The following is a 25,413-nucleotide window of genomic DNA, read 5'->3' as shown; positions in this document are numbered from 1 at the left end:
CTCAAAGCAGAGCTTCGAGGGTTGGCAAACTCGCTTTAAGTCCTCAGCGCCGCGGCGCCTCGCGGTATCGCGACCAGGTGGAAGCGGGCGTGCCGACTTCCATCGCAGTGCCTCAAGCTTTCAGGCTTGTAACCTGCGTAGCGCCATAAGCTCTTCAGGCCGTGTCTTTGGGTTACTTTTCTTTGGGCCAGCAAAGAAAAGTGACTCGAGCGCCTTCGGCGATCGAAAGCGCCGCAGGCAATGGTCCAGCCCTACGCGGGGCTACCTTCCTTCGTAGAATCACCTTCTTAAACTACAAAAACGTGGGGATATGTCAGGGTGCCAATCCCAACACTGGAACGTATATGCATCGCAACGTTGGGGTTTGCACCCCAATCTACACGCGTCAGGCTTTTTCGTCCGTCTTCGGCACTGCCAGCAACTGCGTCGGTTGCGCAGCCAGCGGTTCCGGCTTGTGGACCGCGGTATGCACGACAGGCTTATCACGCTGCGCACCCAGGGTCTCAGCCATCAGATTGAACGCCGCAAACAGCCGCCCCAATTCATCGCGGCGCGCAATGCGAATGCGATGCTGATAATCGCCGCGCGCGATGCGCAACAGCGAAGCGACGAGCAGGTCGAGCGAGCCGCGCAACTGCCGGAACAGCCAATACGCAGCCACCAGCACTGCCGCCAGGGTGGTCAGCAGCACTAACGCGATCACGCCGATCGCCGTGTGTTGCGCCGCCTGCAACGGCGCTTCGCTCACGCCCAGGCGCAAGCGCCCGACGGTCTTGGTTTGATAACGCACCGGCACATCGAACACCAATGCATTCTGCAAACCGTGCGTACCTTCAAGACGTGCGCGATAGCTGGTGATGCCGTTGGGCATCTGTTGTGGCGCTTCGCCGGTTGCGGCAGGCAGGGTCTTGTCGTTTTCGCCGACCTGGGTGCTGGCGATGATTGTGCCGTCGCGATCGGCAATGGCCAGATAATCGAGCTGTTCGTTGCGCGCCATGTCCTGCACCAGGGCGCGGGTGGCGGCGTGATCGCCCATCACGATGTTTTCCGCGGCGCTGCGGGCGATGATCTGCGCCAGCGAACTGCCGAAATCTTCCGCCAGGCCGGTCACCGCCACGCGTTGCTTGCCGTAGATGGCCAGCATGCCCAGGAGCAGCACCGCCACGACCGTGGCGCCAAGCACCACGGCCCAGCGCAAGCCCAGCGACTGCAGGCGAGGGTGGGGCAGTTCTTCGCGCGAGCGCTCGTAGCTGCGTCGCGCCAGGCGCAGGTCTTCGGCCACTTCCGCGCCAGACTGATATCTCGCATCGGGCGAGGGCGCCATCAAGGTGCGGATGATGTCGAGCAGAATCGGCGGCGTGGACGGATCGTGAGGCTTGATCGGCGGTTCGGGCAGCCGCTGGCGTTGCCGCAGGAAACGTTGCACGTCGCCGGAATAGGTCCACGGCAATCGGCCTGTGACCAGCCAGAACAGCACCACGCCCAGCGAAAACAGATCGCTGCTGGCGCCGGCGCGTTCGCCGCGCAGGCGTTCGGGCGACATGTAGTTGGGCGTGCCGCCGATCTTTCCGCGCGCCGCGCCGGATGGCCGTGCGCGTGGCGAGCGGCGTTCGGCGATGCCGAAGTCTGCGATCTTCACGTGCCGCCAGCCGTCAAGCAGCATGACATTATCGGGCTTGATGTCGTGATGGATCACGCCTTGCGAGTGTGCGTAATGCAAGGCAGTGGCCAGCTGCGCGGCCAGGTCCATCACCACCGGTGCCGCCGGCAGGCCGTGCGAGGCCACGCGGTCGGCCAGCGATTCGCCGGACAGCTTCTCCATGGCGATGTAAGGACGGCCGTCCTCGGTTTCGCCCGTATCGAAAATAGTGACGATGTGCGGGTGCGTCAGATGCCCGGCGGCGCGCGCTTCCACCAGGAAGCGCTGCCGGTAGTCGGGATCGTCGGCGAAGTTGTCGTGCAGGCATTTGATCGCCACCTGCCGCTGGATTTCCCGGTCGAAACCGGCGTACACGATCGACATTGCCCCTTCGCCGAGGATGCCGTCGATGCGATATCGCCCGATGGTAGCCGGCGTGGCCTGGCTCATCGTGGCGTCAGATTACCCACCAGATGGCGCCTGCCAGAGCGGCTGCGCCCAGCACCGCGGCGACAACGTATGCATAGCGACGCAGGGCAGGCTCGCTATGCTCGTGCGTGAGGAACGTAAACTCGGCCTGGCCGAAACGCACGCGGTCGCCATGCACCAGCACGGTTTCGTGGATGCGCTTGTCGTTGACGAAGGTGCCGTTGGTGGACAGCGTATTCATCAGCACGTAGTGGCCGTGCTGGTTGATGATCCAGGCGTGGGTGGCCGAAACGCTGGGATCATTGATGACGATGTCGTTGTCGCCGCGCCGGCCAATCGTCTGGCGGCCCTGGAGCAAGGTGAAGCGGCTGCCCTTGAGCTCTCCCTGGATGCCCTCCAGCACGGGCTTGTGCGAGGAGGCGAGGCTGTTGGCGGCCTGCGATTCTTCCAGTGCCAGTTGCTGCATCTGGGTGGCGGACAGCAACTGCGTGCCCTGCGGCCCTGCGCGGCGTCTGCCACCCTCTGTCGATTGCGGCTGGCCAGTATTCATAGACATCCCAAAACCCCCTGTTGCGGGGCGAACTATAGCGAAATCGCGGGTGGTGGAACATTCGACCAGGTCACCGCTGGGACGGGTGAGCCGTAGACTGCCGCAAATGCCGTACGCCGCAAGACGTGAGAAATCATCGGATGCCATGGCCGTGCTGGTTCCTAGGCAGCAAAACCAGGCATCCGATGATGGTTAAAAAAATACCGGAATGGGATGTACGTCACTAAGAGCAATAAAGGACCAATGCCTGTCGCTTTGGGCCATGACGGCGCGAAGCCCACGGCGGGCGAGAAGCTTGCGGCATGCTTACGTATGCCGGCTGGCCGGCCGCAGAGGATGCCATCGCAACCTGCCGAGCGTTCAGGCACCGCCGAAAAATTCAGCTGCCGGCGAGCTTTGCGGTTTTACCTTGAGCTCGCCGCTTGAGCGGCTTCCACTCCTTTAGAGGTGCACCATCATGCGTACCATGCTTCTTGCCGCCCTGGCATTGGGCCTTGCCACGAGCGCATTCGCCGCCCCCCAACACGGCCACGGCGCAGGCGGCGCAATGAGCCGGGACAGCCACGGCGATTCCGTGTCCGCGATGGCCGCGCAGTCGAGGGCCAGCGATACCCGCGTCGGTCCCGCGGTGAGCGACGTGGCGCAGGATAAGGCCAAAGGGAAGGGCGTGACCGGCACGACGCACGGCAAGAGCCATACCAAGAGCCACGGCAAGCATTAACGCCATTTTTTGAAATGTTGCGAAGCCGCGCCATGTGGCGCGGCTTTTTTATGCGTGCGCAGGTTGGGGTGCAAATCCCAATACCGAGATGCATGCGTGCATGGGGACGTTGGGGGTTGCGCCCCAACCCACGATGCCGAGGGCCGGAATGCTCAAGCCGCCTTCTGAATCTCCACCGTCACATGCACCAGTTCCTCATGCACCGACAGATGCCTGCGCACTTGGGCAGGCGAAACCGGTTCGCTGGTGACGATGCCCAGGATGCATGCATAGCTGCCGCGCGCGACGCGCCATACATGCAGGTCGCAGATATACGCTGCGGGCAATTGCGCGGCCACGACTTCGCGAATTTCTTGCACTACCGGCGCGTCCATCTCCGCATCCAGCAGGATGCGCCCTGATTCGCGCAGCAAACTCACCGCCCAGCGCCCCACCAGGAAGGAACCCACCACGCCCATCACCGGATCCAGCCACGCGGCGCCGTAAAGCTTGCCGCCCAATAGCGCGACGATGGCCAGCAGCGAGGTCGCGGCGTCGGCGATCACATGGATATAGGCGGAGCGCAGATTGACGTCGTGATGGTGATGATGATGCGCATGCTCATGCTCATGCGTGTGCTGATGACCGTGCCCGTGATGATCATGCTCATCCCGCAACAGCCATGCGCACACCACGTTGACGAGCAGGCCGATCACGCCGATGACGACCGCCTCGTCATAATGGATCGGCCCCGGCGTCAGCAGCCGTTCCATCGATTGATACAGCATCAGCGCAGCCACCACCGCCAGCATCAGCGCGCTGCTGAAACCGCCCAGGATTTCCACTTTCCAGGTGCCGAAGGTGAAACGCGGATCGTTGGCGTAACGCCTGGCCAGCACATACGCCAGTAGCGACATGCCCATGGCCAGCGCGTGCGAACTCATATGCCAGCCATCGGCGAGCAAGGCCATGGAGTTGAGCGTGTAGCCGCCGATGATTTCCACCACCATCATCGCCGCGGTGATCAGCACCACCGTGCGGGTGCGTTTTTCCCCGCGAACATTGCCTGGGTTGAACTGATGGCTGTGCGCCATGCCGAGTGTATCGTTCACCGGCCTCTCCGGACTTATACTGGCCCCCAGTATATCGAGGGCCTTCCCATGTCGCACGTAAAACAGGACAAGAAACTGCTGGCGCGTGTTCGACGCATTGGCGGGCAGGTGCAGTCGCTGGAGCGCGCGTTAAGCGAGGACGCCGAATGCGGCGCTGTGCTGCAGCAGCTTGCGGCGGTGCGCGGTGCGGTGAACGGCTTGATCCTGGAAGTATTGGAAGGGCATCTGCGTTCTCATTTGCACGGAGATGACGCAGCCCACGTCGAAGAACTTGCGCCGGTAATCGCCGTGCTCAGGAGTTACCTTAAATAATCGTTGCTCGCGAATACGCAAAACCTGCGGTACGTCGACGGCCCTGGCAATCGGCATTGAAATCGCGGTAACGTCGTTATCCCGTTCGGCCCGACAGGGCCGGCCGCTTCATGTCGATGGGAAACGCCTATGCACACACGCATCAAGCCCACCCTGACCGTTTATCCGTGCCATGTTCGTTCGCCATCCGTCAGGTCGGGCTCCGAACATTCCAGCGTCTGGCTCACCTGGGAGGCGCTGGAGCGCGAACATTTCAAACCGGATGCTTCGTTGGTCGCCGATTTTTCGCGGCCGCTCGAAGTGGACCCCGCACTAGTGAAAAATCATCGCTATGTGCCCGAGGCGAAGACCGAAGTCTGAATCGGTTGGTTTGCGGTCAACGGTGATATTCGTTGCGTTGAAGTACGCCAAAACCGAACCAGCCCCAGTACACGTGGTGCCACTGGATCAGGCCTTGGTCGTTGAGCTCCATCACCTCGCAGAAATCCATCTGCTCGCCCTTACCAGCATCGCGCGGATATTCCCAGATCAGTCGCTTGCCGTCGGTAAGATACGGCGTGCGGTAATACTGCCGCACCGGCGGCTTGCGCTCGGCCAGTTGGGCGAACAGCGGGCGAATCTGCTCGTGTCCGCGCAACACGCCGCTCTTCATGCCGAGCAGGTGCGGAATGAGCGGGCTTTCCAGCACGGCGTCGCGTGCGTAGAGCGCAAGCAGCGCTTCAGCGTCGTTGCGAGAAAGCGCATCGTTCCACGCGAAATACATATGTTCGACGGGCGAGGCGGCATGCTCCATGGGGGCGACTCCGGCTTTCAAACGGGGGCTGGAAAGTAACTGTCCAGCCGTCGTTCGACGGTGACTGGCAGGTGTTCGCGACGTCGAGGGGCGCCGTGGACTGGCTCACAGGCACTTGTGCAAGTTTTTGGTTTGTCGGTACATTCCGCATCCTGCGTAGGGAGTTGGGCGCAGCCGCTGCTGCGCCGGTCGGCCGGCAGTGAGCGAAGCGTGCAGGATGGTGTGTTAGGGATGATATGACCGACGAAGACATTTACGTGGCCGCGTTCTTGAGGTTGATCCGCTTTGCGGAACACCATTCCGATAGCGACGACGTGTACTTCCTGCTCTACGGCGGCCAGCAGCGTTTCACCGACACCAGCAAGCATCCGGATCGCGCAGTCACCGCGTGGGGTCGCACCTCGACCGCAGCCGGCGCCTATCAGATCCTCTACGCGACATGGAAGGAAGCCAGGGAGCGCGGCATCGTCATCGATTTTTCCAAGGCATCGCAGGACAAGCTGGCGGTCGAGAAATTGCGCAGCCGGCATGCGCTCGGCTACGTGAAGCAAGGCGACATCGAGATGGCCATTCCGCTCTTGCGCAAGGAGTGGACGTCGCTGCCTGGCGGCTCGCAATCGAAGATGACGATGGACGAGGCACGCAGACGCTTTTCCGAGTACGCCAACGAGGAAAGAGCGCGATGAACATCATCAGTGCCGTTGTTTGTCTTGGTCTTGCCGCCATGCTGAGCGTTTCGCATGTGCAGGCGAGCCCTCAACCTGCGCCGCCCAAGCGAACCACGGCTATCGGCCACCTTAGCTGCGGTGGCGCCAGCCTGATGGCCGAAACGGTGTATCTGGATGTGCCTGATCAGGACTTCCAGCCGCTTTCGCAGCGCATCACGCTGCAACGGCCAGGGACGAACGGTTCCATGGTGTTGCACCACGATGGCCGCCCATTGCGTCAACCATTCTTGAAAGACACGCCGGTTCTGGATGCGGCTGCGAGCGGCTGGGCGTGCCTGATGGCCGCCAATGGCAAAACATACATTTACGTGTCGTACGTCTGCACGGAAAGCGACCTGCAGCCCGATTGCGAAGGTACTTCGCGCGAGTGGGGACGCCTGTTCGATCCGGAAGGCAAGGAACTCACTGCGGGCCTGCCGCATGGAGGGCCGCGCATGTCGGCGCTGATGAAACAGCTTGGCCTCGGGCGTTACGAGGAAGAGCCGATCCAGTTGCAAGGTATTGATGATGCGGCCCATCCATGACGAGGGTGTCGCGTCGGCAGGATATCGATGGCTCAAAGCGCAGTTCAAGGCCCAAATCTCAAAACGGTATTCGCGATTAATCAGGGGGTTGTCATACATATGTCTGAAACAGCAGCGGTTTTTCACCGTACTTTCACGACGCAAGACAAGCGTTGCCAGTTGCCGTGATTGGGCATAGATTTACGCCGGTAACAGGGACTCTTTCTTACGCGTCGTAACGCACGGTCATGCGGCCGTTGCGGCGCGCTCCGCAACCGCCATGCAGGCCCCGGGGGGAGCCGCACACGCCGCTACGTTTCATTTTGGTTGTCGGTTGCAAGTTTTGCTCCGTCGGGTGACTCACGCCTGTCATTTGGCTGTAAACCGCTGGACCCGGCGGGTGGATTGGAATGAAAGCGCAGCACCACTGTAGTTTTTGATCCTTTACAAGGAGACGTCGTAATGGCCAAACAAAGCAGTCAGAAATTCATAGCGCGAAATCGCGCGCCTCGTGTGCAGATCGAATACGACGTCGAGGTTTACGGCGCACAGAAAAAAGTCCAGGTGCCTTTCGTGATGGGCGTCATGTCCGATCTTTCCGGCGCCAACAACGCCGAGCTGCCGGCGATCGAGGAGCGCAAGGCGCTGGAAATCGACGTCGACAATTTCGACAGCCGCCTGCAGGCGATGAAGCCGCGCGTGAGCTTTGCGGTGCCCAACACCTTGACCGGCGAGGGCAATCTCAATGTGGACATCACCTTCGAAAGCATGGACGACTTCTCGCCCGCCGCCGTCGCGCGCAAGGTCGGGCCGATTGCCAAGCTGCTCGAAGCGCGCACGCAGCTGGCCAATCTCGGCACCTATCTGGACGGCAAGGCCGGCGCGGAAAAGCTGATCGCCCAGGCCATCAACGATCCGGCGCTGCTGCAGTCGCTGGCCTCCGCGCCGAAGCCGGAAGGGGAGTAAGCAATCATGGCAACCGAGAAACTGGCCGAACAAACTGCGGTGCAGACCGTCGAAGCCGGCGACTTCGCCGCGCTGTTGACCAAGGAATTCAAGCCCAAGAGCGAACGCGCGCGCGAAGAGGTCGAATCGGCCGTGCGCACGCTGGCCGAGCAGGTGTTGAACAAGTCGGACATTGTCTCCGACGACGTTACCCAGACCATCAACGCCTATGTAGCGGAGCTCGATCGCAAGATCAGCGAGCAGCTCAACCTGGTGATGCATCACGCGGAATTCCAGAAGCTGGAAAGCGCCTGGCGCGGCCTGCATTACCTGGTCAACAACACCGAGACCGATCAGCTTCTGAAGATTCGTGTGTTCAACATCTCCAAGAAGGAACTGGGCAAGACGCTCAAGCGCTACAAAGGTACCGCGTGGGACCAGAGCCCGATCTTCAAGAAGGTCTACGAAGAAGAGTACGGCCAATTGGGCGGTGAGCCCTATGGCTGCCTGGTGGGCGACTACTACTTCGACCACAGCCCGCAGGATGTCGAACTGCTGGGCGGCATTGCGCAGGTCGCCGCGGCGGCGCATGCCCCGTTCTTCGCCGCCGCCAATTCCACCTTGATGGGCATGGATAGCTGGAACGAGCTGTCCAACCCGCGCGATCTGGCCAAGATTTTCTCCACACCCGATTACGCGTCATGGCGCTCGCTGCGCGAGTCGGATGATGCCAAATACATCGGTCTTGCCATGCCGCGCACGCTTGCGCGCCTGCCGTACGGCGCCAAGACCAATCCGGTGGAAGAGTTCGATTTCGAGGAAGACACCGCCGGCGCCGATTCGTCCAAGTACACCTGGCAGAACGCCGCCTACGCGATGGCGGTGAACATCAACCGCTCGTTCAAGGAATACGGCTGGTGTTCGCGCATCCGCGGCATCGAATCGGGCGGGGCGGTGGAAGGCCTGCCGGTGCACACATTCCCGACCGACGACGGCGGCGTGGACATGAAGTGCCCCACCGAAATCGCCATCACCGACCGCCGCTCGGCGGAGCTGGACAAGATGGGCCTGATGCCGCTGGTGCATCGCAAGAACTCCGACATGGCCGCCTTCATCAGCGCACAGTCGCTGGCCAAGCCGGAGGAATACGACGATCCGGACGCCACCGCCAATGCCGCGCTCGCCGCGCGTCTGCCGTACATGTTCGCCTGCTGCCGTTTCGCGCATTACCTGAAGTGCATCGTGCGCGACAAGATCGGCTCGTTCAGCACGCGCGAGTCGATGGAAAAATGGCTTACCAACTGGATCGGCCAGTACATCGACGGCGATCCGCAGAACTCCAGCGAAGAAACCAAGGCACGCAAGCCGCTTTCTGCAGCGGAAGTGGTGGTAGAGGAAGTCGAAGGCGCGCCCGGCTATTACACCTCCAAGTTCTATCTCAAGCCGCATTACCAGCTTGAGGGTTTAACAGTGTCGTTGCGCCTGGTCTCGCGTCTGCCGTCGGCGGCGAAGGCTTGAATCAGGAAGTAGTGCAGTAAAAGGAGCCGCCGGGTTGGCGGTAGCCCTCATTAATCAGACCATCATCAATCAGAGCAGCGAGGAGAGGAATTATGGCATTCGACATGCATATCAAGTTTGAAGGCGGCAGCGTAGCGGTCAAGGGCGCTTCCAATCACAAGAAGCACAAGGGCGAAGTGCCGATCCTGGCCTGGTCGTGGGGCGTGAGCAACAGCGGTGACCTGCACAGCGGCGCGGGTTCGGCCAGCGGCGGCAAGGCCCACGTGCAGGATATTTCCATCACCAAGTACGTCGACGGCTGCTCCAACGCGCTGCTGCAGGCTTGCGCCACCGGTGCACGCATCGAAAAGGCCACGCTGTATGTGACCAACGCCACCGGCGAGCAGACCGACTTCCTCACCATCGAGCTGAGCGAAGGCGTGCTGATCACCTCCCTGTCCACCGGCGGCAGCGGCGGCGAAGATCGCCTCACCGAAAACGTCACGCTGCACTTCGGCAAGTTCAAGTACTCGTTCCAGCCACAGGACGACAAGGGCGGCAAGGACGGCGGCACCAAGGACTTCACCTACGACATCCAGCAGGTCGCCAAGGCCTAAGCCGGATTCGACGGTTGCACTGGCCCCGGCGAGGTATCAGCCGGGGCAAGTTGCCGGTGAAGTGTCAGTGAGTGGGGTTGCGCGAGCAGCTCCCTCACATGTCGCACGACGTTTCATTTTTCCTGTACGTCATTTCCGTTCTCGCGGGAATGACGGCTCAGGCGAATGGGCATCTATCGAATGCGTGGCCATTCATGCACGCAGGGAAGAGCGCTGTTGTGTTGCAGCAGCGCTTTCTCGTCCTACTGGAACGCAGGGGCTTAGGACATGACTCCCGAAAACATGCTCAAAGAAGGCCGCCTCGAGGAGGCGTTGCAGGGCTTGACCGCGCAGGTACGCGGCAATCCGGCCGATGCCCGGGCACGCGTGTTCCTGTTTCAGCTGCTCGCACTGCAGGGGCAATGGGAGCGTGCGCAAACACAGCTGAAAGTGAGCGGCGAACTGGATGCCGGCAATACGCTGATGGTGGAGGCGTACAAGCGCGCCTTGCAGGGCGAGTTGAAGCGCAACGCCGTCCTCGACGGCGAGCAGTTGCCCACCGTGATCGGCGAGCCTGCGCAGTGGCTTGCGTTGCTGTTGCAATCGCTGCAGTTGATTGGCAAAGGACATTACGTACAAGCCTTGGCATTGCGCGAACAAGCCTTCGAGCAGGCCGAAGCGGTAAGCGGCAACATCGACGGAACGCCGTTCGAATGGCTGGCCGACGCGGACCCGCGTTTTGGCCCGTGCCTGGAGGTGATCGTGAACGGCGGCTACGCATGGGTGCCGTATGCGCGCATCCGCGAATTGAAATTCGAGGCACCCACCGATCTGCGCGATAAGGTGTGGGCGCCGGTGCAGATCACCTGGAGCAACGGCGGCGAAGCGATCGGCTTCGTGCCGTGCCGTTATCCCGGTTCGGAACGTGCGCAGGACACGGACGTGGTGCTGGCGCGCAAGACCGAGTGGATCGACCTGGGCGACGACTGCTTTGTCGGGGCCGGCCAGCGCATGCTGGTGACGGATGCGGGTGAATATCCGCTGTTGGATATCCGCACCATTACGTTCGACGTCTAGCCAGGTTTCGCACATGGCCGAGCTGACCACCCAGGAACGCCTACAGCCTTCGTTGCTCGATCGGTTGGCCGATGACGAGCCGGCGAAAAAGGAAGAGAGCCGCGAAAAGCGCGTGATTTCCGCCACGCGCCTGCGCGATTGCGTGGCGCGCGACATTTCCTGGCTGCTCAACTGCGTCAACCTGGGGCTGGACGAAGAGCTGGCCGATTATCCGGACGTGGCGCGCTCGGTGCTCAATTTCGGCATTCCCGATCTTACCGGTACAGCGGTGGCCGGTGTCGACGGGAAGGTGCTGCAGCGGAAGATCAAGGACGCCATCCTGGCGTTCGAGCCGCGGCTTACGCCCAATACCTTGCGCGTGATCGTCAAGACCGATCTGAAGCGCATGGACGGCCAATCGCTGATCTTCAACATCGAATCGGAGATGTGGGCGCAGCCGATTCCGCTGAATCTTTACCTGAAAACCGAAGTGGACCTGGAAACAGGCAAATTCAACGTGTCGGAAAGCTTCGGCTAAGAAGGCTCTCATGGACCCGCGACTGCTGCGTTACTACAACAGAGAGTTGCAGCACGTCCGCGAGATGGGCGCGGAGTTCGCGCGCGAGTATCCGAAAATCGCCGGTCGCCTCGGCATGGAAGGTTTCGAATGCGCCGATCCTTACGTGGAACGGCTGCTTGAAGGTTTCGCGTTCCTGGCAGCGCGCATCCAGCTGAAACTCGACGCGCAATATCCGGTGTTCACGCAACACCTGATGGAAATGATCTACCCGCACTACCTGGCGCCGATTCCATCGATGGCGGTGGTGCAGTTGCATCCGGATACCAAGGAAAGCGCCCTGGCGACCGGCTATACGGTCGCGCGCAACACGGCATTGCGCAGTTTGATCGCGAACGACGACCGTACTGCGTGCGAATACCGCACCGCGCACGATGTCACGCTATGGCCGCTGGAACTGGTCGAAGCCAAATACTTCGAATCGCCCGCTGCGATTGCGGCGGCCAGCGTGCCGATTCCGCCGGGCAAGACCGTGCGCGCCGGCTTGCGCCTGAAATTCATCATCACCGCCGGCGCCCAGGCCAACATGCTGGCGATGGATGAACTGCCGATCTTCATCGCCGGCGCCGACGAACTGCCCAAGCGACTGTACGAACAGTTGCTAGGCAACGCCCAGGGGTTCGTGGTGCGCATGCCGGGTGCGAGCGGCATGCTGGTCGAGCATTTCGACGCCTCGGCGATTCGCGACAAGGGCTTTGCAGACGACGAAGCTCTTCTGCCATATAGCGATCGCTCTTTCAGCGGGTATCGTCTGCTGCAGGAATATTTCGCCTGTCCGGAACGGTTCCTGTTCACGGTATTTACTGGCTTGAAGTCCATGCTTGCGCGCTCGCAGGCCACCGAGTTCGACATCACCGTATTCTTCGATCGCAGCGTCAGCCGCCTGCACAATGCGGTCGACGCCAGCAATTTCCGTTTGTTCTGCACGCCGGCCACCAATCTTTTTCCGCGCCGCGCCGATCGCATCCACTTGCAGCAAGGCCGCACCGAATACCACGTGCTGGCCGATCGCACCCGGCCGATGGATTTTGAAATCCACAGTGTCAGCCAGGTGGAAGGCTTCGGTGACAAGCAGGAACCCGAACAGCGCTTCCAGCCTTTTTACGGCTGCGACGAGCGCGTCTGGCACAACGGCAACGCGGCGTTCTATACCTTGCGCCGCGAGCCGCGCCTGTTGTCCGCGCGGCAGAAGCTGCAGGGCGCGCGCTCCAGCTATGTCGGCAGCGAAGTGTTCATTTCCCTGGTGGACGCCAATGACGCGCCGTATTCCACGCAGTTGCGGCAGGTCGGCATGCTGCTGATGTGCACCAACCGCGATCTTCCGCTGCAGATGCCAGTAGGCAAATCGCGCACGGATTTCACGCTGGAAACTGGCGCGCCGGTAACCTCCATCCGCTGCGTGGCGGGCCCCACCAAGCCGCGTGCGCCTGCCGCGCATGGCGAAACCGCATGGCGGCTGCTCAGCCACCTGCAGCTGAACTATGTTTCATTGCTGGGCGATACCGGTGAAGAGGGCGCGGCGGCGCTGCGCGAAATGCTGACCTTGTACTGCGATGAATTCGACACCGGCGCGCGTCGCCAGATCGAAGGCGTGAAGGCGGTCAGTTCCAAATCGGTGGTGCGGCGCATTCCGGTACCCGGCCCGATCGCCTTCGGGCACGGCCTGGAAATTACCTTGACCTGCGATGACGGTGCCTTCGAAGGCACGGGGGCCTTCCTGCTCGGTTCGGTGATGCAGCATTTCTTTGCGCGCTACGTTTCGGTCAACTCCTTCACTGAAACTGTGCTGCGCACCCTGGAACGCAACGAGGTGGCACGATGGCCGGCCCGACTCGGCAAACGCCAGATCCTCTAACGCTGCAGAACGTGCTGCGCGACCGGCCGGAGACCTTCGAGTTTTTCGAAGCGCTGCGCTGGCTGGAATGCGCGTATCCGGACAAGCCGCGTTTCGGCCATTCCGCCAAGCCGGCGGAAGATGCCGTGCGCTTGTGCCAGACGCCTTCGCTGGCCTTCGCGCCGCGCACGGTGGAACGTTTCGAACAGCAGGAAGACGGCAAGCCGCCGCGCATGTACGGCCTGTTCTTCGGTTTATTCGGGCCTAACGCGCCGTTGCCGCTGCATCTGACCGAATACGCGTTGGACCGCAAGCTCAACGCGCGTGACGGTACCTTCATCGCGTTCGCGGACATCTTCCATCACCGCATGCTGAGCCTGTTCTACCGCTGCTGGGCGGATGCGCAGCCCACCGTGCAGCTGGATCGGCCCGGTGAAGATCGTTTCAGTCTCTACATGGGCGCGTTGGTGGGCCTGTCCACGCCCAACCTGCAGGCGCGCGACGCCTTGCCGGATCGCTACAAACAGTTCTTCGCCGGACGCCTGCTCGCGCAGGCTCGCAACGGAGAAGGCTTGAAACACCTGCTCGAACATTTCTTCGGCATTCCCGTGCGCGTAGTGGAGTTCATGGCCGAATGGATGCGCCTGCCGGGCACCGCGCACCTGCGCCTGGGGCAATCGCGCGAAGTCGCCGGCCTAGGCACTACGGCCGTGCTGGGTGAACACGTATGGGGCGCGCAACAACGTTTCCGCCTGCGGCTGGGGCCGCTGACACGCGCCCAGTTCAGCAACTTCCTGCCGGGCGGCGAAGCGCTGCGGCAGTTGGTTGCGGCGGTAAAAACCTACGTAGGCGAAGAAAAAGCGTGGGACGTGCAGTTGGTGCTCAAGCAGGAAGAAGTGCCGACCGTGAGCCTGGGCAAGAACGGGCGCATGGGCCTGACCACCTGGCTGGGCAAGCCGCAGCGCAAAGCGGATAACGATGACGTGGTGTTGAGGCCGGTGGGGTAGGTGATGCTCTGCACTTGGCTGCTTTGCTCTCGTGGGACAAGCGATAGCCTGAAAAAAGATATAGGTCAGTAGATCTAATCGTTCTGATTGGCATTAACCCTGGAAAGGAAAAGGAGGTCATATGTCAGAGTGCCCAACCCATCTCTGGAGAGCAGCGCATACCAGTGATTTTCCACATGGCCCGATCGTTGATGACGAGCCTGCCGAGGGCATTCTTTATCCCACCTTCGAGCCTAAGCTCGTCGGCACACTCCCCGACGGGAGCCCTAAATACCGAAAACCCGATGTCAAATTCGATAAGAAGGGCAGGGTGAGAACGGGCGGTGGCACTTCATTGTTCGACAAGGAAAAAGTGTTTAAAGGGAAAGCCTGGAGGTACTTCCACATCCCCAAGGGCACGCATGTCGATCCAAATCTTGTCCTAACCGGCCCGGACTACAACGAAGATTTTGACGCCAATCACTATCAAATCGAACCAGTAAAGCCAATGTTTCCTCATGTTTTCAAAGGGGCATTGGATAACTTCGCCAGAGCTGCCTTGGCGAAAGCATATGAGAGCGCTCGAAGCTAAAGGTATCGCTGCAATGACAATCAGCATTCATACACTGACCATGGCCATCTTGGCAGTCAACGCAAAGGTCGAAGAGCTGAAGGCGAAGGTGGACGTCGCTGAAGATCCCGACCTTTCTCATCTGGAAGAGGAGCTCTTCGATTACTCGAAAGCAAAGATGGAGTTGAAGAGAATGTATATAGAGGAACAGAAGACTTCGCAGAACCTTCTGCCGTACGAAAAGCTTCTTGGTTAACTCCCGGCTGCTTTAGAGAATGCCTGGTGCTGGGATTGGCATCCCAGCCAACAGAGAAGTTGGTGAGCTGGTCAGATCTCGCGCGGTGCGAGCATCAAAAATTTCAGGGGTAGTCGTCATGGCAGAAATCAGTCGCAGCGCATTGTTCGGCAAACTCAACAAGCTCGCCTACCGCGGCATCGAAAGCGCCACGGTGTTCTGCAAGCTTCGCGGCAATCCTTACGTCGAGCTGGTGCATTGGATCCACCAAATCCTGCAACTGCAGGATTCGGACCTGCACCGCATCGTCAAGCAGTTCAACATCAATCCTTCGAACCTGGCGCGCGACGTTACCGAGGCACTGGATCGTCTGCCGCGCGGCTCCACCACCATCTCCGATCTTTCAGGCGATGTGGAAGAGGCCGTCGAGCGCGCCTGGGTTTTCGCCACGCTGATGTTCGGCGAAGCGCAAGTGCGCAGCGGTTATCTGATTTTCGGCGCATTGCGCACGCGCCATTTGCGCAACGCCTTGCTCAACATCTCCAAGGAATTCGAGAAGGTCAAGGCGGAAACGCTGGCGGAACGATTCGCCGAAGTGGTCAGCGGCTCGCCCGAAGACGGCCAAAACGCGAACGACGGCTTCCGTCTCGGCAGCGCTGGCGTACCCGGCGAAGCCAGCGGTGCGCTATCGCCCGCGCAGATGGGCAAGCAGGAAGCCTTGCGCCAGTTCACCGTGGACCTGACCGCGCAGGCGCGCGACGGCAAGATCGATCCCATCGTCGGGCGCGATGAAGAAATCCGCCAGGTGGTCGACATCCTGATGCGTCGCCGCCAGAACAACCCGATGCTGGTCGGCGAGGCGGGCGTCGGCAAAACCGCGGTGGTGGAAGGCTTCGCACTGCGCATTGCCGCGGGCGACGTGCCGCCGCAGTTGAAAGAAGTGGAACTGCGCACGCTCGATGTCGGCCTGTTGCAAGCCGGCGCCAGCATGAAAGGCGAGTTCGAAAATCGCTTGCGCCAGGTGATCGAGGAAGTGCAATCCTCGCCCAAGCCGATCATTCTCTTTATCGACGAAGCCCATACGCTGGTTGGCGCCGGTGGCGCGGCAGGTACGGGCGATGCCGCCAATCTATTGAAGCCCGCGTTGGCGCGCGGCAACTTGCGCACGGTGGGCGCCACCACCTGGGCCGAATACAAAAAACATATCGAGAAGGACCCGGCGCTCACCCGCCGCTTCCAGACCGTGCAAGTGGACGAGCCCAGCGAAGAGAAGGGCATCCTGATGATGCGTGGCGTAGCCAGCGTGATGGAAAAGCATCATCGCGTGCAGATTCTCGACGAAGCGTTGGAGGCTGCGGTCAAGCTGTCGCATCGCTATATTCCCGCGCGCCAATTGCCGGATAAAGCCGTAAGCCTGCTCGACACCGCGTGCGCGCGCGTCGCCATCAGCCAGCACGCCGTGCCGCCGGAAGTCGACGACACGCGCAAGCGCATCCAGGCGCTGGAAACCGAACTGGCCATCATCGCTCGCGAAAAGACCGTCGGCGTGAACGTGGCCGAGCGTGAAGCCCTCGCCATCGAAAAACTCACCGAGCAAAGGACACGGCTGGAAAAACTCGAAGCCAACTGGCAAGCCGAAAAAACGCTGGTCGAAGAAATCCTCACTATCCGCGCCAAGCTTCGCGGCGATCACTCGCCCGTGGAAGGCACTGGTAGCAAGCTGGAAAAGGCCGCCGCGGCGGAAGCGGAGGTCATCGAAGCGCCGGTCGAGCTTTCTGATGAGCAACGCACGGGTATGCTGCAAGAACTGCACGCCCTGCAGGCGCAGCTCGCCGAACTGCAAGGCGAACATCCGCTGATTCTGCCGACCGTCGACTACACCGCCGTCGGCTCCGTCGTGGCGGATTGGACCGGCATTCCCGTCGGCCGCATGGTCAAGAGCGAACTGGAAACGGTGATGAACCTGGCCAACATCATGAGCCAGCGCGTGATCGGCCAGAACCATGCGATGGAAATGATCGCCAAGCGCATCCAGACCTCGCGCGCCGGCCTCGACAACCCCAACAAGCCGATCGGTGTCTTCATGCTTGCCGGCACCTCCGGCGTCGGCAAGACCGAAACCGCGCTGGCATTGGCTGAAGCCCTTTACGGCGGCGAACAAAACCTTATCACCATCAATATGAGCGAATTCCAGGAAGCGCATACCGTTTCCACGCTCAAAGGCGCGCCTCCCGGCTATGTCGGCTACGGCGAAGGCGGCGTACTCACCGAAGCGGTGCGCCGCAAACCCTATAGCGTGGTGCTGCTGGACGAAGTCGAAAAAGCCCACCCCGACGTGCACGAAATCTTCTTCCAGGTGTTCGACAAAGGCGTGATGGAAGACGGCGAAGGCCGCCAGATCGATTTCAAGAACACCCTGATCCTGCTCACCACCAACGCCGGCACCGACCTGATCGCCAGCTTGTGCAAAGACCCGGACTTGATGCCCGATCCCGACGGCATGACCAAGGCCTTGCGCGATCCCCTGCTGAAAATCTTCCCCCCTGCATTGCTGGGGCGCCTGGTGACGATTCCGTATTACCCGCTGAGCGAAACCATGCTGGGCGAGATCGTCAAGTTGCAGCTTGGTCGGATCAAGAAGCGTATCGAGACGCGCTACAAGATTCCGTTCGAGTACAACGACGAGGTGGTGAAGCTGGTGGTGAGTCGCTGTACGGAAAGCGAGTCGGGTGGGCGAATGATTGATGCGATTTTGACCAACACGATGTTGCCGGATGTCAGCCGTGAGTTTCTGATGCGGATGATTGAAGGTAAGGCTGTTGCAGGCGTGAATGTAGGGGTTAAAGGTCAGGATTTCGAATACGGATTTGCCTGAAAAGGAGAGCAGCTATGCCATTACGTCGCCCTAAGCTAGCCGCGATTTACAACGTTACGAACGGTTGGTGGGTTAATGCGGGTGCCATTCAATATGTGGCTCATGGAATTACCGCGGCACATGCTGCGGTCAATTTGGGGCCGGTTTTGGCCATCGCGGCAGGTGGTGGCCCAAATCAGCATCCAGACCAGCAATATTGGCAAGGACATGCGCCTCCTGCCGGGGCAGCCGGTTTTGTACGAATCGAGATAGATTGCACGTTGACGCCTTGCACTGGTCAGTTCAACGGTTGCCTCTATCGTGTCCCCTATTTGTTGCGCCAGGCTGGCTATGCCAACGTTCCGCTTCGCATCTTTTCGCATAGAGACGAAGGCATGGGCGGCGGAGGTTCGTCAAAGCGTTATATCACTTGCAATTCAGCGGACCAGAACGCCGCGCTGACAGTTGCGATGAATAATCACGACGACTGGGGATGGGTGCCCTGGGCTGGTGTTTACGCTTGACCAGGGTCGAAAAGCCTTTCTGGGCACCAAGAAATGGAGCCGCGATGCTTTGAACCTATGAGAAATGAATCTGACCCGGTTCTTGAAAACGAAGTGAGCCGTATCGACTCGCGTGTTACGACACTGATGTCATCAGGGAGCGTTCATGGCAAGCAAATTTACCGTCGCATACCAGGAAATCGTGGATGGCCTGTCCAGCCGCGCTTTCGCTGCCGAGGGGGATTGGTCGAAGGTTGTCGCGCGGGCGCGCAAACTCGTGGATACAGATGGATTCAATGCAGGCGAGGCAAGCGTCGTTGGTGAACTGCGCAAGAAGCTGACACGGGCTGAGGCAGCAGGCACCGGTGAAGCATCCGGCTTGTTCGCGGCGGTAAGTGACGCGTCTTCTGGCATTGGCACAGGTGCGTTGATCGATGCGGATTTGGCCAGACGTCTTGGTGCTCTCAAATCGCTTCGTCATACCTATCTTCTCAAGCGCTTCGGTTCCCACAAGGTCTGGTGCGTGGATATCCCCAATTCATTCACGGATTGGCCTCACGAAGCATTGATCGGGGAGCGCGGGCAGGCCACGGCCAAGTTGAACGACAAGGATGAGCGATTTGCCGACGAACGTCGCAAGGATCTTGGCAATGCCTCACAGGAAGCGCTGGCGTGGGTACATAAGGCGATGCTGGTCGCCACCAGTCCAAAGAGCTCAAAGAATGCTGTGCGTATTGCACGCTGGTTTGCCGACGACGCCAGCAAAGACGAGGACATGCTGGCTGTGGCCAATGCCCTGAACAATGGACTCAAGAAAATCGCCTCCAAGCTGAAATCCGGCCACTTGATCTATACGGATTCGGTTTCCGAACGAGGGACGAGTGAAAACGAAGGAGTCGAGGCGTTCGTGTGGGGTGATGCGCTTGATGTTGTGTACATCGAAAAAGAGTTCTTCGGCAAGCGAAATACCCTTACTGGCCTGACCAATTGGGCGCGGATCGTAGTGCATGAACTTACGCATCGTGAAGTCAAGACAAAGGACCATGCTTATGAGCATCAAGGCATCAACCCCAAAAAGTTGACGGCAGCGAAAGCTATGGAGAATGCAGACAGTTGGGCTTGGTTCTGTGCCGATTGTGCGGGAGCACTTACTGACGGAGTCATCAAGAATGCGCTCGACCGGTAGTAATGAGGCCTTCAGGCCGTCAGGTCGGTCAGCACAACGTGTTTGGAAGGCTTTCGCTTTCTTGGCGGTACTCATGCTTGTTCATGGGTGCAAGGCGCAATCGGCACCACCATCCGCTGCACAAAAGGAAAGTTCAATGGGCAAGTCATCCAGCAGAATTCCTGCTCCAACGGTTGGCGCAGTGACCATCGGTAAGGTGCGTTACGAACAGGTGCGCAACGGCCTGCTGGCCGGTTTCGACCAAATGGGGGGCTATCTGGCGGCCTACGATGTCGAATCCGGCAAGCAGCTGTGGACACTCAAGGTATACGACAACAGGCGCCTTTCTGACAAAGAAGGGGACGTGCAAGATGTGTTTTTCAAATCAATGAAAGCGCAGCCTGATGGAAGCCTGCTGATCGAGAACGAGCAGGGCAAGCGTTTTGTGGTTGATCCAAGCGCTAGGACGTCTAGTGCTGCAGTTGAACAGTAGGCGCTCGACAACACATCTGTCCGGCACTGATGAAATTTGTAAAAAAACGGGTGAGTTTTTTTCGATTGTTGCCAAAAGGAGTCCGCCTCCTCTGGCCCCATTGCCGCACCGTAACGGAGAGACCCATGCAACCCGCCGCTCGCCTAACCGATATGCACACCTGTCCCATGTCCACGGGGCCAGTCCCCCATGTTGGCGGCCCGATTGCTGCGCCCGGCGCTCCCACCGTGTTGATCGGCGGCTTGCCTGTCGCCTGCGTGGGTGACATGGCGGTATGCGTTGGTCCACCTGATGCGGTTGCGATGGGCTCGCCAAAAGTGTTGGCTGGCGGTCGACCTGTCGCGCGCATGGGGGATAGCACCGCCCATGGCGGGGTGATCGTGCTGGGGTGTTTCAAAGTGCTGATCGGCTGAGACGACAAAAATGATGGAGTGTTTGAAACAGAGCGGCGAGTGGGGCATGGCATGCATGTAAGACCATGGTTGGTTTATCTGGTGATTGCCTTTCTTGGTGTGCTACCTGTGTTGATCGCCATGCTGGCTGGTGTCATCGCCAATTGGGCGAAGTGCGAGTTGAACGAAGGAAGTGTGAATCCATGCGTGATCGCGGGAAGGGATGTGGGAAGGCTGCTTTATATGATGTTCGTAGGTGGCTGGTTCACATTCATGACCATGCCCGCCGCCCTGTTCGCCGCGCTGGTCTATTCGATTTACTTGCTAGTGATTCGTTGAAGGGCGAACTGCGATGCAAAAACACAGAGTGATATCGCGTTCGCTTTGGAAAATTTTCCTTATCGTTTTGGTGTTTTCGTTGTCCGGTTTATCAGAGGGATGTGCGATGGGCGTGTTCGATCGTGTGGTTTTGTTTTCCGAGGTGCATGGCACGGTGTTGAAGGACGGCAAGCCCGTGGAAGGTGCTGAGCTTATTCAGAAAGTGCTGTGGTCGGAGAATGAGGAGAAAAACCCAGAACAACGTGCCGTGACTGACGCGAAAGGCGTATTTGGATTTCCGAAGATCGAACGCAGTGCAGGCTTGCTTCGAATGATTCCAGCTCAGCCCATGATGTTGCAGACCATTGTGATTCGATATCAAGGGGTCGAATACATCGCTTGGCGTTACGGCAAAGGCTCCTATGACAACAACTCTGAGCTTGACGGCCGGCCGATGAATCTGGTTTGCGAGCTGACTCGTCCACCAGAGCATGAAGGTAAGCATTTCGGAATCTGCAAGGCAGTGTGACGCGTATACAAATCAATACTCTCAGGGGATGACGTCGGATGGCTACGGAACTTTCACCGATTCAGGCAGCGGAAATTGCCACGAGTACGTACATATTGCGTTTGTCGGATGACATGGACGCAGCGGGAGATGCCGCGCCTAGCATTAGCCACACTTTCGATATTCCTGGCGGTGTTCGCTTGACGGGCGTTACCGGGGTGGGGATACAGAAGCGCATGGGCTTCGGTTTTACGGCTTGGGGCCAAGGGGCGCGCCAGGGCGAATGTCTTATTGCAGTGCGTGGCACTCATCCGACGAGTGTGTATGACTGGTTGAGCAACTTCCGGATGGGAGGCATCACCGGTCCAAGTGGCTACATTGTTCATACCGGCTTTTGGCGTGCGGCTCAATCGGTGCTGCCGCAAGTGGCACGGCAACTGCGAGGACGCACTCCATCTGCGTTGCACGTGGTGGGCCATAGTCTGGGCGGGGCGATGGCGACATTGATTGCCGATAGCCTGAGCGGCATCGGCTGCAAGGTGCGCTTGTATACATTCGGCGCCCCTCGCTGTGGTCTCGAGGCGCATGCAGAGTATTTGACCTCGCGCCTGGGTGAGGACGATATCTATCGCGTTTATCACGATACCGACCCGGTGCCCATGATACCGCTCTTTCCGTATTTTCATGTGCCCTATGGAAGCAATGCTTATCGTTTGAAGGGATCGGGTACGTTGATAAGCGTGCCCGCGCACTCGATGCCAAATGCATACGAAAAGTCCGTGGCGGGCTGCACCTGGTCTTCGCTGCCGGTGATCCTGCCCAGGCATAGCAGCTTCGAAAAGGCGAGCGAGTGGCTTGCGAATGCGGCGAAAGATAGCGGGCCTTTCATCATGCGCTCGGCCGCTGCACTGCAGTTGATCTTGTCCGCGCTGGATTGGATCCTGAAGCAAGTGGGCCATGCGGTGGGCGCGGGAATCGGCACGGCCCTGTTTGCCGGTACAACGGTGCTCGATACGCTTGCCCGCCTGCTTTACAGCGGTGCGTTGCAATCCATCCGTCTGGCAGAAGCCGTGCGCAATTTGCTGTCGGCAGCAATGCGGTTCATGGGGCGCGCCGTGGTTGCAACGGTCGAGATCACCGTGGCGTTCGTCGAATACGTGCTTGGCTTGCTGTTCCGCTTCCTTTCCTCGATGGCAAGGCGCGCGCTGGACATGTTTTCCTAATCTGTGTGATGGGTGTGAACAAACATTCTTCGCCTATGTCTAATCGCCGGTCCGTTGCTGTGACAGCGGCGACGGATTATCGCGCCGTCTTGAAGCAGGCCATGCAATCCCATCGGGCCCATGACCTGGACGCCGCCGAACGCCTCTACCGCGAAGTACTGGAATTGCGTGCAGCACAGCCCGATGCCATGCACTACCTGGGCGTGCTTTGCCATCAGCGCGGACGGAGCGACGAAGGTGTGCGCTTGATCGAGGCGTCTTTGAAGATCACGCCAAAGCATCCAGATGCGCATAACAACCTTGGCAACATCCACAAAGAATGTGGGCGTTTCGCTGATGCGGAGCGCTGCTACCGCAAAGCGCTGGCGTGTGGGCCGCAACATTACAACGCGCAGAATAATCTTGCCGTGGTGCTGGAGGCGCAGGAGCGCCTGGAAGAAGCGTTTGAGGCGTACGCGAAGCTGCTGCGGCAGGCGCCGAAGTTTGCCCTAGGGCATTATCTGATGGGGATATTCCTGCGCAACAACGCGCGGGAGGTGGAACACGTCGAACAGTCGGTGGAGTGCTTCCGCACGGCCTATGCGCTGGACCCGCACAACCTGCGTGCGCTTGAGGCGCTGGGCGTTTCGCTGTATGCACTCCAACGTCGCGAGGAGGCGGCGCAGGTGTATCGCGACTGGCTCGCGCGCGAGCCGGAGCATCCTGTTGCGCGCCACATGCTCGCTGCTTGTGGTGGAGCAGAAGCGCCGTCGCGCGCGGAAGACGCATACGTACGTGACATCTTCGACAAATTTGCCGACAGCTTCGACGAACAGTTGTTGAAGAACTTGAATTATCGTGCACCGCAGGTTCTTGCGGTGGCCTTGGGCGATGTCCTTCCCGCCGCGACTGGTGAGTTGGACGTGCTGGATGCAGGTTGCGGCACCGGCTTGTGTGCTCCATTGCTTCGTCCATACGCGAAGCACCTGGTGGGTGTCGACCTTTCAGGCGGCATGGTCGAAAAGGCACGCTTGCGCGGCGGTTACGACGAACTCGAAGTGATCGAGCTCACCTGCCATCTGCAGGCGCATCCGGATGCCTATGACGTAATAGTTTCGGCCGACACGCTGGTGTATTTCGGCGAGTTGCAGGATGCGCTCAATGCTGCACACCACGCATTGCGTCCTGGCGGCTGGTTGGCCTTTTCGCTGGAAGCGGCGGAAGGCCATGATGACCGTGTCGAGCTGGCGCCAAGCGGTCGTTACCAGCACACGCGCCGTTACGCAGAGCGGGCGTTGGTCGCGGCGGGATTCACGCTAGTGCATATCGCAACGGATAAGCTGCGCAAGGAGTGCGGGCAGCCGGTGGTTGGATGGGTAGTGCTGGCACAGCGGCAATAGCCTGTTGAGCTTTTTTTGGCATGCAAATGAAAAAATTCAAAGAGACATGAATCCATGAAGAACCCCCGTACTGTTTTTTTGATCGCCGTGCTCTCCCTTCTATCGATGGGGGGCGCCAGTTGTTCCGGTACAACGCCAGCGTGGGATGCGTCATCTCCGTCGCGGGTGCAGGAAAACAAGGATGCTGGCAAGTCCGCCAAACTGCCTGCAGGGGTCGATATTTACGCCACCACGGACGCAGGCCACGGGCAGTTGTGCAAGGCGGGCGCCAAATCCGATCAGGATGGCATGAACGAAAGGCCCGTTGTCTATCTCTCGAAGGCTACCGGTGGATTTGCATGGCATGTGCAGTTGCGCATTCCCAAAGATATGTATCAGGGCAGGGCGACGCATTGCGTCGCGTCGGGCAACCAATTGTATGTGTTGATCCAAATCGATACCCAGTCGCAGCAAACGTCGTCGCAGACGTTGCTGCAAGTGGTTGAACTGAACAGGGCAACGGGCGCAGTCATGGCGATGCGTGACATCCAAGTGTCTGGTGTTTCGGCTGCCTATTCGGCATGGGTCGATGAAGGTGGAGATCGATTCAAGCTTGACGAAAACAAGCTCGTTATCAAGGGCAGTTATGAGCTTCTGTCTGACAGGGACAACTCGCCAGGAAAGGAACCCACCAGTTTCACGGTTGAGGTTCCCGAAAATCTGCATCCATGATGGAGAGTGAGATATGGTCGCGAAAAAACATGCGCACAAGAAAAAAAATGCCAAGGATGCGCACAAGATTGGCGCGAGCGAGCAATTCATCATCAATCTCTATCCTGCGGCTCGCGATGTGGCGGCCAAAACGGGGATGTCCTGGGAGCTGATATTGGCGCAGGCGGCGCAAGAAACCGGATGGGGACAAAAGGTGCTGCCGGGTTCCAACAATATCTTCAACATCAAGGATTCGCCTGATTGGAAAGGGGCGACCCGAATGTACAAAGTGCCCGAATACATCAATGGCAAAAAGGTATATATGGATTCCCCTTTTCGCGTATACGGGTCATACCAGGAAGGCCTGGAAGATCGCATAGCGTTCTTGCGCGATAACCCACGTTATGCGGCGGCAGGCTTGTTTGATAACGGAACCAAGGGCAACTTGCGCAAGGAGGCGGATGCACTTCAAAAGGGGCATTACGCGACCGATCCGCACTATGCCGACCATATGGCCCACGTATTTGAAGGACCGACGATGACGCGGGCACTCAAGGAGGCGCAGGCGCGCGAAGCCGCCGCAGCAGCTGCGCAATCGGCGCAGTCGGCGCAGTCCCAACCTTCGACCCCGCCGGTGCCCTAGCAGAATTCGTTTCATGACCCGGATGTTTCAGGAGAAAGGATGCAAAGCCATAGATACGAAGGCCTTTACGAAAATCACACAATTTGTCCCCGCGACGTCACCTCGCCGGCCCCTTGTGGTAGTAACATGGCGATTCCCATTGTGCCCGTGGCGACAGGACGGGCGAAAGGGAAAGGGGCTGC

At 59.6% G+C, this 25,413-nt stretch carries 29 protein-coding genes; 25 read left to right on the top strand and 4 right to left on the bottom strand.

The features are described from left to right. Nucleotides 1–385: 385 nt before the first annotated feature. Both ACTHNE_RS08325 and ACTHNE_RS08320 read right to left on the bottom strand, forming a co-directional pair. Complete coding sequence (locus ACTHNE_RS08325; RefSeq protein ID WP_324942614.1) at nt 386–2,089, bottom strand: protein kinase domain-containing protein; 1,704 nt, start codon at nt 2,087–2,089, stop codon at nt 386–388. 7 nt (nt 2,090–2,096) lie between these two features. After that, nucleotides 2,097–2,618, bottom strand: coding sequence for an FHA domain-containing protein (locus tag ACTHNE_RS08320; protein WP_440268999.1), 522 nt, complete (start codon nt 2,616–2,618; stop codon nt 2,097–2,099). A 457-nt stretch (nt 2,619–3,075) separates the two neighbouring features. On the opposite strand from ACTHNE_RS08320, the gene ACTHNE_RS08315 reads away from it, so the two are divergent. Further along, a complete protein-coding gene (locus tag ACTHNE_RS08315) occupies nt 3,076–3,339 on the top strand; it encodes a hypothetical protein (protein WP_324942619.1) in 264 nt (87 codons plus the stop codon). A 152-nt stretch (nt 3,340–3,491) separates the two neighbouring features. Here the strand turns inward: ACTHNE_RS08315 and dmeF are convergent, their stop codons facing one another. Further along, the gene (gene dmeF, locus ACTHNE_RS08310) at nt 3,492–4,412 is read right to left on the bottom strand and encodes a CDF family Co(II)/Ni(II) efflux transporter DmeF (protein ID WP_440269002.1); all 921 of its coding nucleotides are present in this window, start codon (nt 4,410–4,412) and stop codon (nt 3,492–3,494) included. Between the two features lie 66 nt (nt 4,413–4,478). On the opposite strand from dmeF, the gene ACTHNE_RS08305 reads away from it, so the two are divergent. Both ACTHNE_RS08305 and ACTHNE_RS08300 read left to right on the top strand, forming a co-directional pair. Beyond that, entirely contained in the window at nt 4,479–4,742 is a 264-nt protein-coding gene (locus ACTHNE_RS08305) for a metal/formaldehyde-sensitive transcriptional repressor (protein WP_324942621.1), read from the top strand. A 129-nt stretch (nt 4,743–4,871) separates the two neighbouring features. Continuing rightward, a complete protein-coding gene (locus ACTHNE_RS08300; RefSeq protein ID WP_440268998.1) occupies nt 4,872–5,102 on the top strand; it encodes a hypothetical protein in 231 nt (76 codons plus the stop codon). Between the two features lie 16 nt (nt 5,103–5,118). Here ACTHNE_RS08300 and ACTHNE_RS08295 read toward each other — a convergent pair whose 3' ends face one another. Then, nucleotides 5,119–5,535: a nuclear transport factor 2 family protein gene (locus ACTHNE_RS08295; protein ID WP_324942627.1), complete on the bottom strand. Its 417-nt coding sequence runs from the start codon at nt 5,533–5,535 to the stop codon at nt 5,119–5,121. 236 nt (nt 5,536–5,771) lie between these two features. Between ACTHNE_RS08295 and ACTHNE_RS08290 the strand changes: the two genes are divergently transcribed. The 22 genes from ACTHNE_RS08290 (at nt 5,772) to ACTHNE_RS08185 (ending at nt 25,231) form a co-directional block, all read left to right on the top strand. Next, nucleotides 5,772–6,221, top strand: a complete 450-nt coding sequence (locus ACTHNE_RS08290) for a glycoside hydrolase family 104 protein (RefSeq protein ID WP_324942630.1) — start codon at nt 5,772–5,774, stop codon at nt 6,219–6,221. Beyond that, nucleotides 6,218–6,787 carry a hypothetical protein gene (locus ACTHNE_RS08285; protein ID WP_440268997.1) on the top strand — a complete coding sequence of 190 codons (570 nt, stop codon included), beginning with the start codon at nt 6,218–6,220 and terminating at the stop codon, nt 6,785–6,787. The genes ACTHNE_RS08290 and ACTHNE_RS08285 overlap by 4 nt, the downstream gene beginning before the upstream one ends. Nucleotides 6,788–7,228: 441 nt before the next feature. After that, nucleotides 7,229–7,732, top strand: a complete 504-nt coding sequence (gene tssB / locus ACTHNE_RS08280; RefSeq protein ID WP_440268996.1) for a type VI secretion system contractile sheath small subunit — start codon at nt 7,229–7,231, stop codon at nt 7,730–7,732. Between the two features lie 6 nt (nt 7,733–7,738). Then, nucleotides 7,739–9,229: a type VI secretion system contractile sheath large subunit gene (tssC, locus tag ACTHNE_RS08275; protein WP_324947024.1), complete on the top strand. Its 1,491-nt coding sequence runs from the start codon at nt 7,739–7,741 to the stop codon at nt 9,227–9,229. Between the two features lie 92 nt (nt 9,230–9,321). Then, nucleotides 9,322–9,825 carry an Hcp family type VI secretion system effector gene (locus ACTHNE_RS08270; protein WP_324947021.1) on the top strand — a complete coding sequence of 168 codons (504 nt, stop codon included), beginning with the start codon at nt 9,322–9,324 and terminating at the stop codon, nt 9,823–9,825. A gap of 267 nt (nt 9,826–10,092) precedes the next feature. After that, nucleotides 10,093–10,881 carry a type VI secretion system accessory protein TagJ gene (locus tag ACTHNE_RS08265; protein ID WP_440268995.1) on the top strand — a complete coding sequence of 263 codons (789 nt, stop codon included), beginning with the start codon at nt 10,093–10,095 and terminating at the stop codon, nt 10,879–10,881. Between the two features lie 13 nt (nt 10,882–10,894). After that, entirely contained in the window at nt 10,895–11,398 is a 504-nt protein-coding gene (gene tssE, locus ACTHNE_RS08260) for a type VI secretion system baseplate subunit TssE (protein ID WP_324947017.1), read from the top strand. A gap of 10 nt (nt 11,399–11,408) precedes the next feature. Further along, entirely contained in the window at nt 11,409–13,292 is a 1,884-nt protein-coding gene (gene tssF / locus ACTHNE_RS08255) for a type VI secretion system baseplate subunit TssF (RefSeq protein ID WP_440268994.1), read from the top strand. Beyond that, nucleotides 13,256–14,278, top strand: coding sequence for a type VI secretion system baseplate subunit TssG (tssG, locus tag ACTHNE_RS08250; protein ID WP_440268993.1), 1,023 nt, complete (start codon nt 13,256–13,258; stop codon nt 14,276–14,278). Before tssF ends, tssG begins: the two co-directional genes overlap by 37 nt. 121 nt (nt 14,279–14,399) lie before the next feature. Then, complete coding sequence (locus ACTHNE_RS08245; protein WP_324947011.1) at nt 14,400–14,849, top strand: hypothetical protein; 450 nt, start codon at nt 14,400–14,402, stop codon at nt 14,847–14,849. Then, nucleotides 14,830–15,084: a hypothetical protein gene (locus ACTHNE_RS08240; RefSeq protein WP_324947009.1), complete on the top strand. Its 255-nt coding sequence runs from the start codon at nt 14,830–14,832 to the stop codon at nt 15,082–15,084. Before ACTHNE_RS08245 ends, ACTHNE_RS08240 begins: the two co-directional genes overlap by 20 nt. A gap of 118 nt (nt 15,085–15,202) precedes the next feature. Next, nucleotides 15,203–17,938, top strand: a complete 2,736-nt coding sequence (gene tssH, locus ACTHNE_RS08235) for a type VI secretion system ATPase TssH (RefSeq protein WP_324947007.1) — start codon at nt 15,203–15,205, stop codon at nt 17,936–17,938. Between the two features lie 14 nt (nt 17,939–17,952). Next, a complete protein-coding gene (locus tag ACTHNE_RS08230; RefSeq protein ID WP_324947005.1) occupies nt 17,953–18,441 on the top strand; it encodes a hypothetical protein in 489 nt (162 codons plus the stop codon). Between the two features lie 145 nt (nt 18,442–18,586). Continuing rightward, on the top strand, nt 18,587–19,606 hold the full coding sequence (locus ACTHNE_RS08225; RefSeq protein ID WP_440268992.1) for a M35 family metallo-endopeptidase: 1,020 nt from the start codon (nt 18,587–18,589) through the stop codon (nt 19,604–19,606). A 136-nt stretch (nt 19,607–19,742) separates the two neighbouring features. Next, nucleotides 19,743–20,078, top strand: a complete 336-nt coding sequence (locus ACTHNE_RS08220) for a hypothetical protein (protein WP_324947001.1) — start codon at nt 19,743–19,745, stop codon at nt 20,076–20,078. A 125-nt stretch (nt 20,079–20,203) separates the two neighbouring features. Then, a complete protein-coding gene (locus ACTHNE_RS08215) occupies nt 20,204–20,491 on the top strand; it encodes a PAAR domain-containing protein (RefSeq protein WP_324946999.1) in 288 nt (95 codons plus the stop codon). A 51-nt stretch (nt 20,492–20,542) separates the two neighbouring features. Further along, complete coding sequence (locus ACTHNE_RS08210) at nt 20,543–20,809, top strand: hypothetical protein (RefSeq protein ID WP_324946997.1); 267 nt, start codon at nt 20,543–20,545, stop codon at nt 20,807–20,809. Nucleotides 20,810–20,915: 106 nt separating this feature from the next. Then, the gene (locus ACTHNE_RS08205) at nt 20,916–21,317 is read left to right on the top strand and encodes a DUF6795 domain-containing protein (RefSeq protein WP_324946995.1); all 402 of its coding nucleotides are present in this window, start codon (nt 20,916–20,918) and stop codon (nt 21,315–21,317) included. 38 nt (nt 21,318–21,355) lie between these two features. Beyond that, complete coding sequence (locus ACTHNE_RS08200) at nt 21,356–22,519, top strand: lipase family protein (RefSeq protein WP_324946993.1); 1,164 nt, start codon at nt 21,356–21,358, stop codon at nt 22,517–22,519. A gap of 101 nt (nt 22,520–22,620) precedes the next feature. Then, nucleotides 22,621–23,898: a tetratricopeptide repeat protein gene (locus tag ACTHNE_RS08195; RefSeq protein ID WP_324946991.1), complete on the top strand. Its 1,278-nt coding sequence runs from the start codon at nt 22,621–22,623 to the stop codon at nt 23,896–23,898. 54 nt (nt 23,899–23,952) lie between these two features. Then, a complete protein-coding gene (locus ACTHNE_RS08190) occupies nt 23,953–24,609 on the top strand; it encodes a hypothetical protein (protein ID WP_324946989.1) in 657 nt (218 codons plus the stop codon). A gap of 13 nt (nt 24,610–24,622) precedes the next feature. Continuing rightward, complete coding sequence (locus ACTHNE_RS08185) at nt 24,623–25,231, top strand: glycoside hydrolase family 73 protein (protein WP_440268991.1); 609 nt, start codon at nt 24,623–24,625, stop codon at nt 25,229–25,231. Nucleotides 25,232–25,413 lie beyond the last annotated feature (182 nt).

The sequence above is a fragment of the Dyella sp. genome, from assembly GCF_051954575.1.
In the GTDB taxonomy this organism is placed as follows: Bacteria; Pseudomonadota; Gammaproteobacteria; order Xanthomonadales; family Rhodanobacteraceae; genus Dyella_B.
Note: the sequence above shows the minus strand (reverse complement) of the source record. Positions and strands in the feature narration are given on the sequence as shown.

Coding starts and splice junctions, on each gene's coding strand:
- tssB (WP_440268996.1), top strand. CDS start 7,229: ATGGCCAAACAAAGCAGTCAGAAATTCATAGCGCGAAATCGCGCGCCT.
- ACTHNE_RS08190 (WP_324946989.1), top strand. CDS start 23,953: ATGAAGAACCCCCGTACTGTTTTTTTGATCGCCGTGCTCTCCCTTCTA.
- ACTHNE_RS08240 (WP_324947009.1), top strand. CDS start 14,830: ATGAGAGCGCTCGAAGCTAAAGGTATCGCTGCAATGACAATCAGCATT.
- tssH (WP_324947007.1), top strand. CDS start 15,203: ATGGCAGAAATCAGTCGCAGCGCATTGTTCGGCAAACTCAACAAGCTC.
- ACTHNE_RS08220 (WP_324947001.1), top strand. CDS start 19,743: ATGGGCAAGTCATCCAGCAGAATTCCTGCTCCAACGGTTGGCGCAGTG.
- ACTHNE_RS08320 (WP_440268999.1), bottom strand. CDS start 2,618: ATGAATACTGGCCAGCCGCAATCGACAGAGGGTGGCAGACGCCGCGCA.
- ACTHNE_RS08195 (WP_324946991.1), top strand. CDS start 22,621: ATGCAATCCCATCGGGCCCATGACCTGGACGCCGCCGAACGCCTCTAC.
- ACTHNE_RS08210 (WP_324946997.1), top strand. CDS start 20,543: ATGCATGTAAGACCATGGTTGGTTTATCTGGTGATTGCCTTTCTTGGT.
- tssE (WP_324947017.1), top strand. CDS start 10,895: ATGGCCGAGCTGACCACCCAGGAACGCCTACAGCCTTCGTTGCTCGAT.
- ACTHNE_RS08270 (WP_324947021.1), top strand. CDS start 9,322: ATGGCATTCGACATGCATATCAAGTTTGAAGGCGGCAGCGTAGCGGTC.
- ACTHNE_RS08225 (WP_440268992.1), top strand. CDS start 18,587: ATGGCAAGCAAATTTACCGTCGCATACCAGGAAATCGTGGATGGCCTG.
- ACTHNE_RS08215 (WP_324946999.1), top strand. CDS start 20,204: ATGCAACCCGCCGCTCGCCTAACCGATATGCACACCTGTCCCATGTCC.
- tssC (WP_324947024.1), top strand. CDS start 7,739: ATGGCAACCGAGAAACTGGCCGAACAAACTGCGGTGCAGACCGTCGAA.
- ACTHNE_RS08265 (WP_440268995.1), top strand. CDS start 10,093: ATGACTCCCGAAAACATGCTCAAAGAAGGCCGCCTCGAGGAGGCGTTG.
- ACTHNE_RS08205 (WP_324946995.1), top strand. CDS start 20,916: ATGGGCGTGTTCGATCGTGTGGTTTTGTTTTCCGAGGTGCATGGCACG.
- ACTHNE_RS08185 (WP_440268991.1), top strand. CDS start 24,623: ATGGTCGCGAAAAAACATGCGCACAAGAAAAAAAATGCCAAGGATGCG.
- ACTHNE_RS08315 (WP_324942619.1), top strand. CDS start 3,076: ATGCGTACCATGCTTCTTGCCGCCCTGGCATTGGGCCTTGCCACGAGC.
- ACTHNE_RS08230 (WP_324947005.1), top strand. CDS start 17,953: ATGCCATTACGTCGCCCTAAGCTAGCCGCGATTTACAACGTTACGAAC.
- ACTHNE_RS08305 (WP_324942621.1), top strand. CDS start 4,479: ATGTCGCACGTAAAACAGGACAAGAAACTGCTGGCGCGTGTTCGACGC.
- ACTHNE_RS08200 (WP_324946993.1), top strand. CDS start 21,356: ATGGCTACGGAACTTTCACCGATTCAGGCAGCGGAAATTGCCACGAGT.
- ACTHNE_RS08285 (WP_440268997.1), top strand. CDS start 6,218: ATGAACATCATCAGTGCCGTTGTTTGTCTTGGTCTTGCCGCCATGCTG.
- dmeF (WP_440269002.1), bottom strand. CDS start 4,412: ATGGCGCACAGCCATCAGTTCAACCCAGGCAATGTTCGCGGGGAAAAA.
- tssF (WP_440268994.1), top strand. CDS start 11,409: ATGGACCCGCGACTGCTGCGTTACTACAACAGAGAGTTGCAGCACGTC.
- tssG (WP_440268993.1), top strand. CDS start 13,256: ATGGCCGGCCCGACTCGGCAAACGCCAGATCCTCTAACGCTGCAGAAC.
- ACTHNE_RS08300 (WP_440268998.1), top strand. CDS start 4,872: ATGCACACACGCATCAAGCCCACCCTGACCGTTTATCCGTGCCATGTT.
- ACTHNE_RS08325 (WP_324942614.1), bottom strand. CDS start 2,089: ATGAGCCAGGCCACGCCGGCTACCATCGGGCGATATCGCATCGACGGC.
- ACTHNE_RS08295 (WP_324942627.1), bottom strand. CDS start 5,535: ATGGAGCATGCCGCCTCGCCCGTCGAACATATGTATTTCGCGTGGAAC.
- ACTHNE_RS08245 (WP_324947011.1), top strand. CDS start 14,400: ATGTCAGAGTGCCCAACCCATCTCTGGAGAGCAGCGCATACCAGTGAT.
- ACTHNE_RS08290 (WP_324942630.1), top strand. CDS start 5,772: ATGACCGACGAAGACATTTACGTGGCCGCGTTCTTGAGGTTGATCCGC.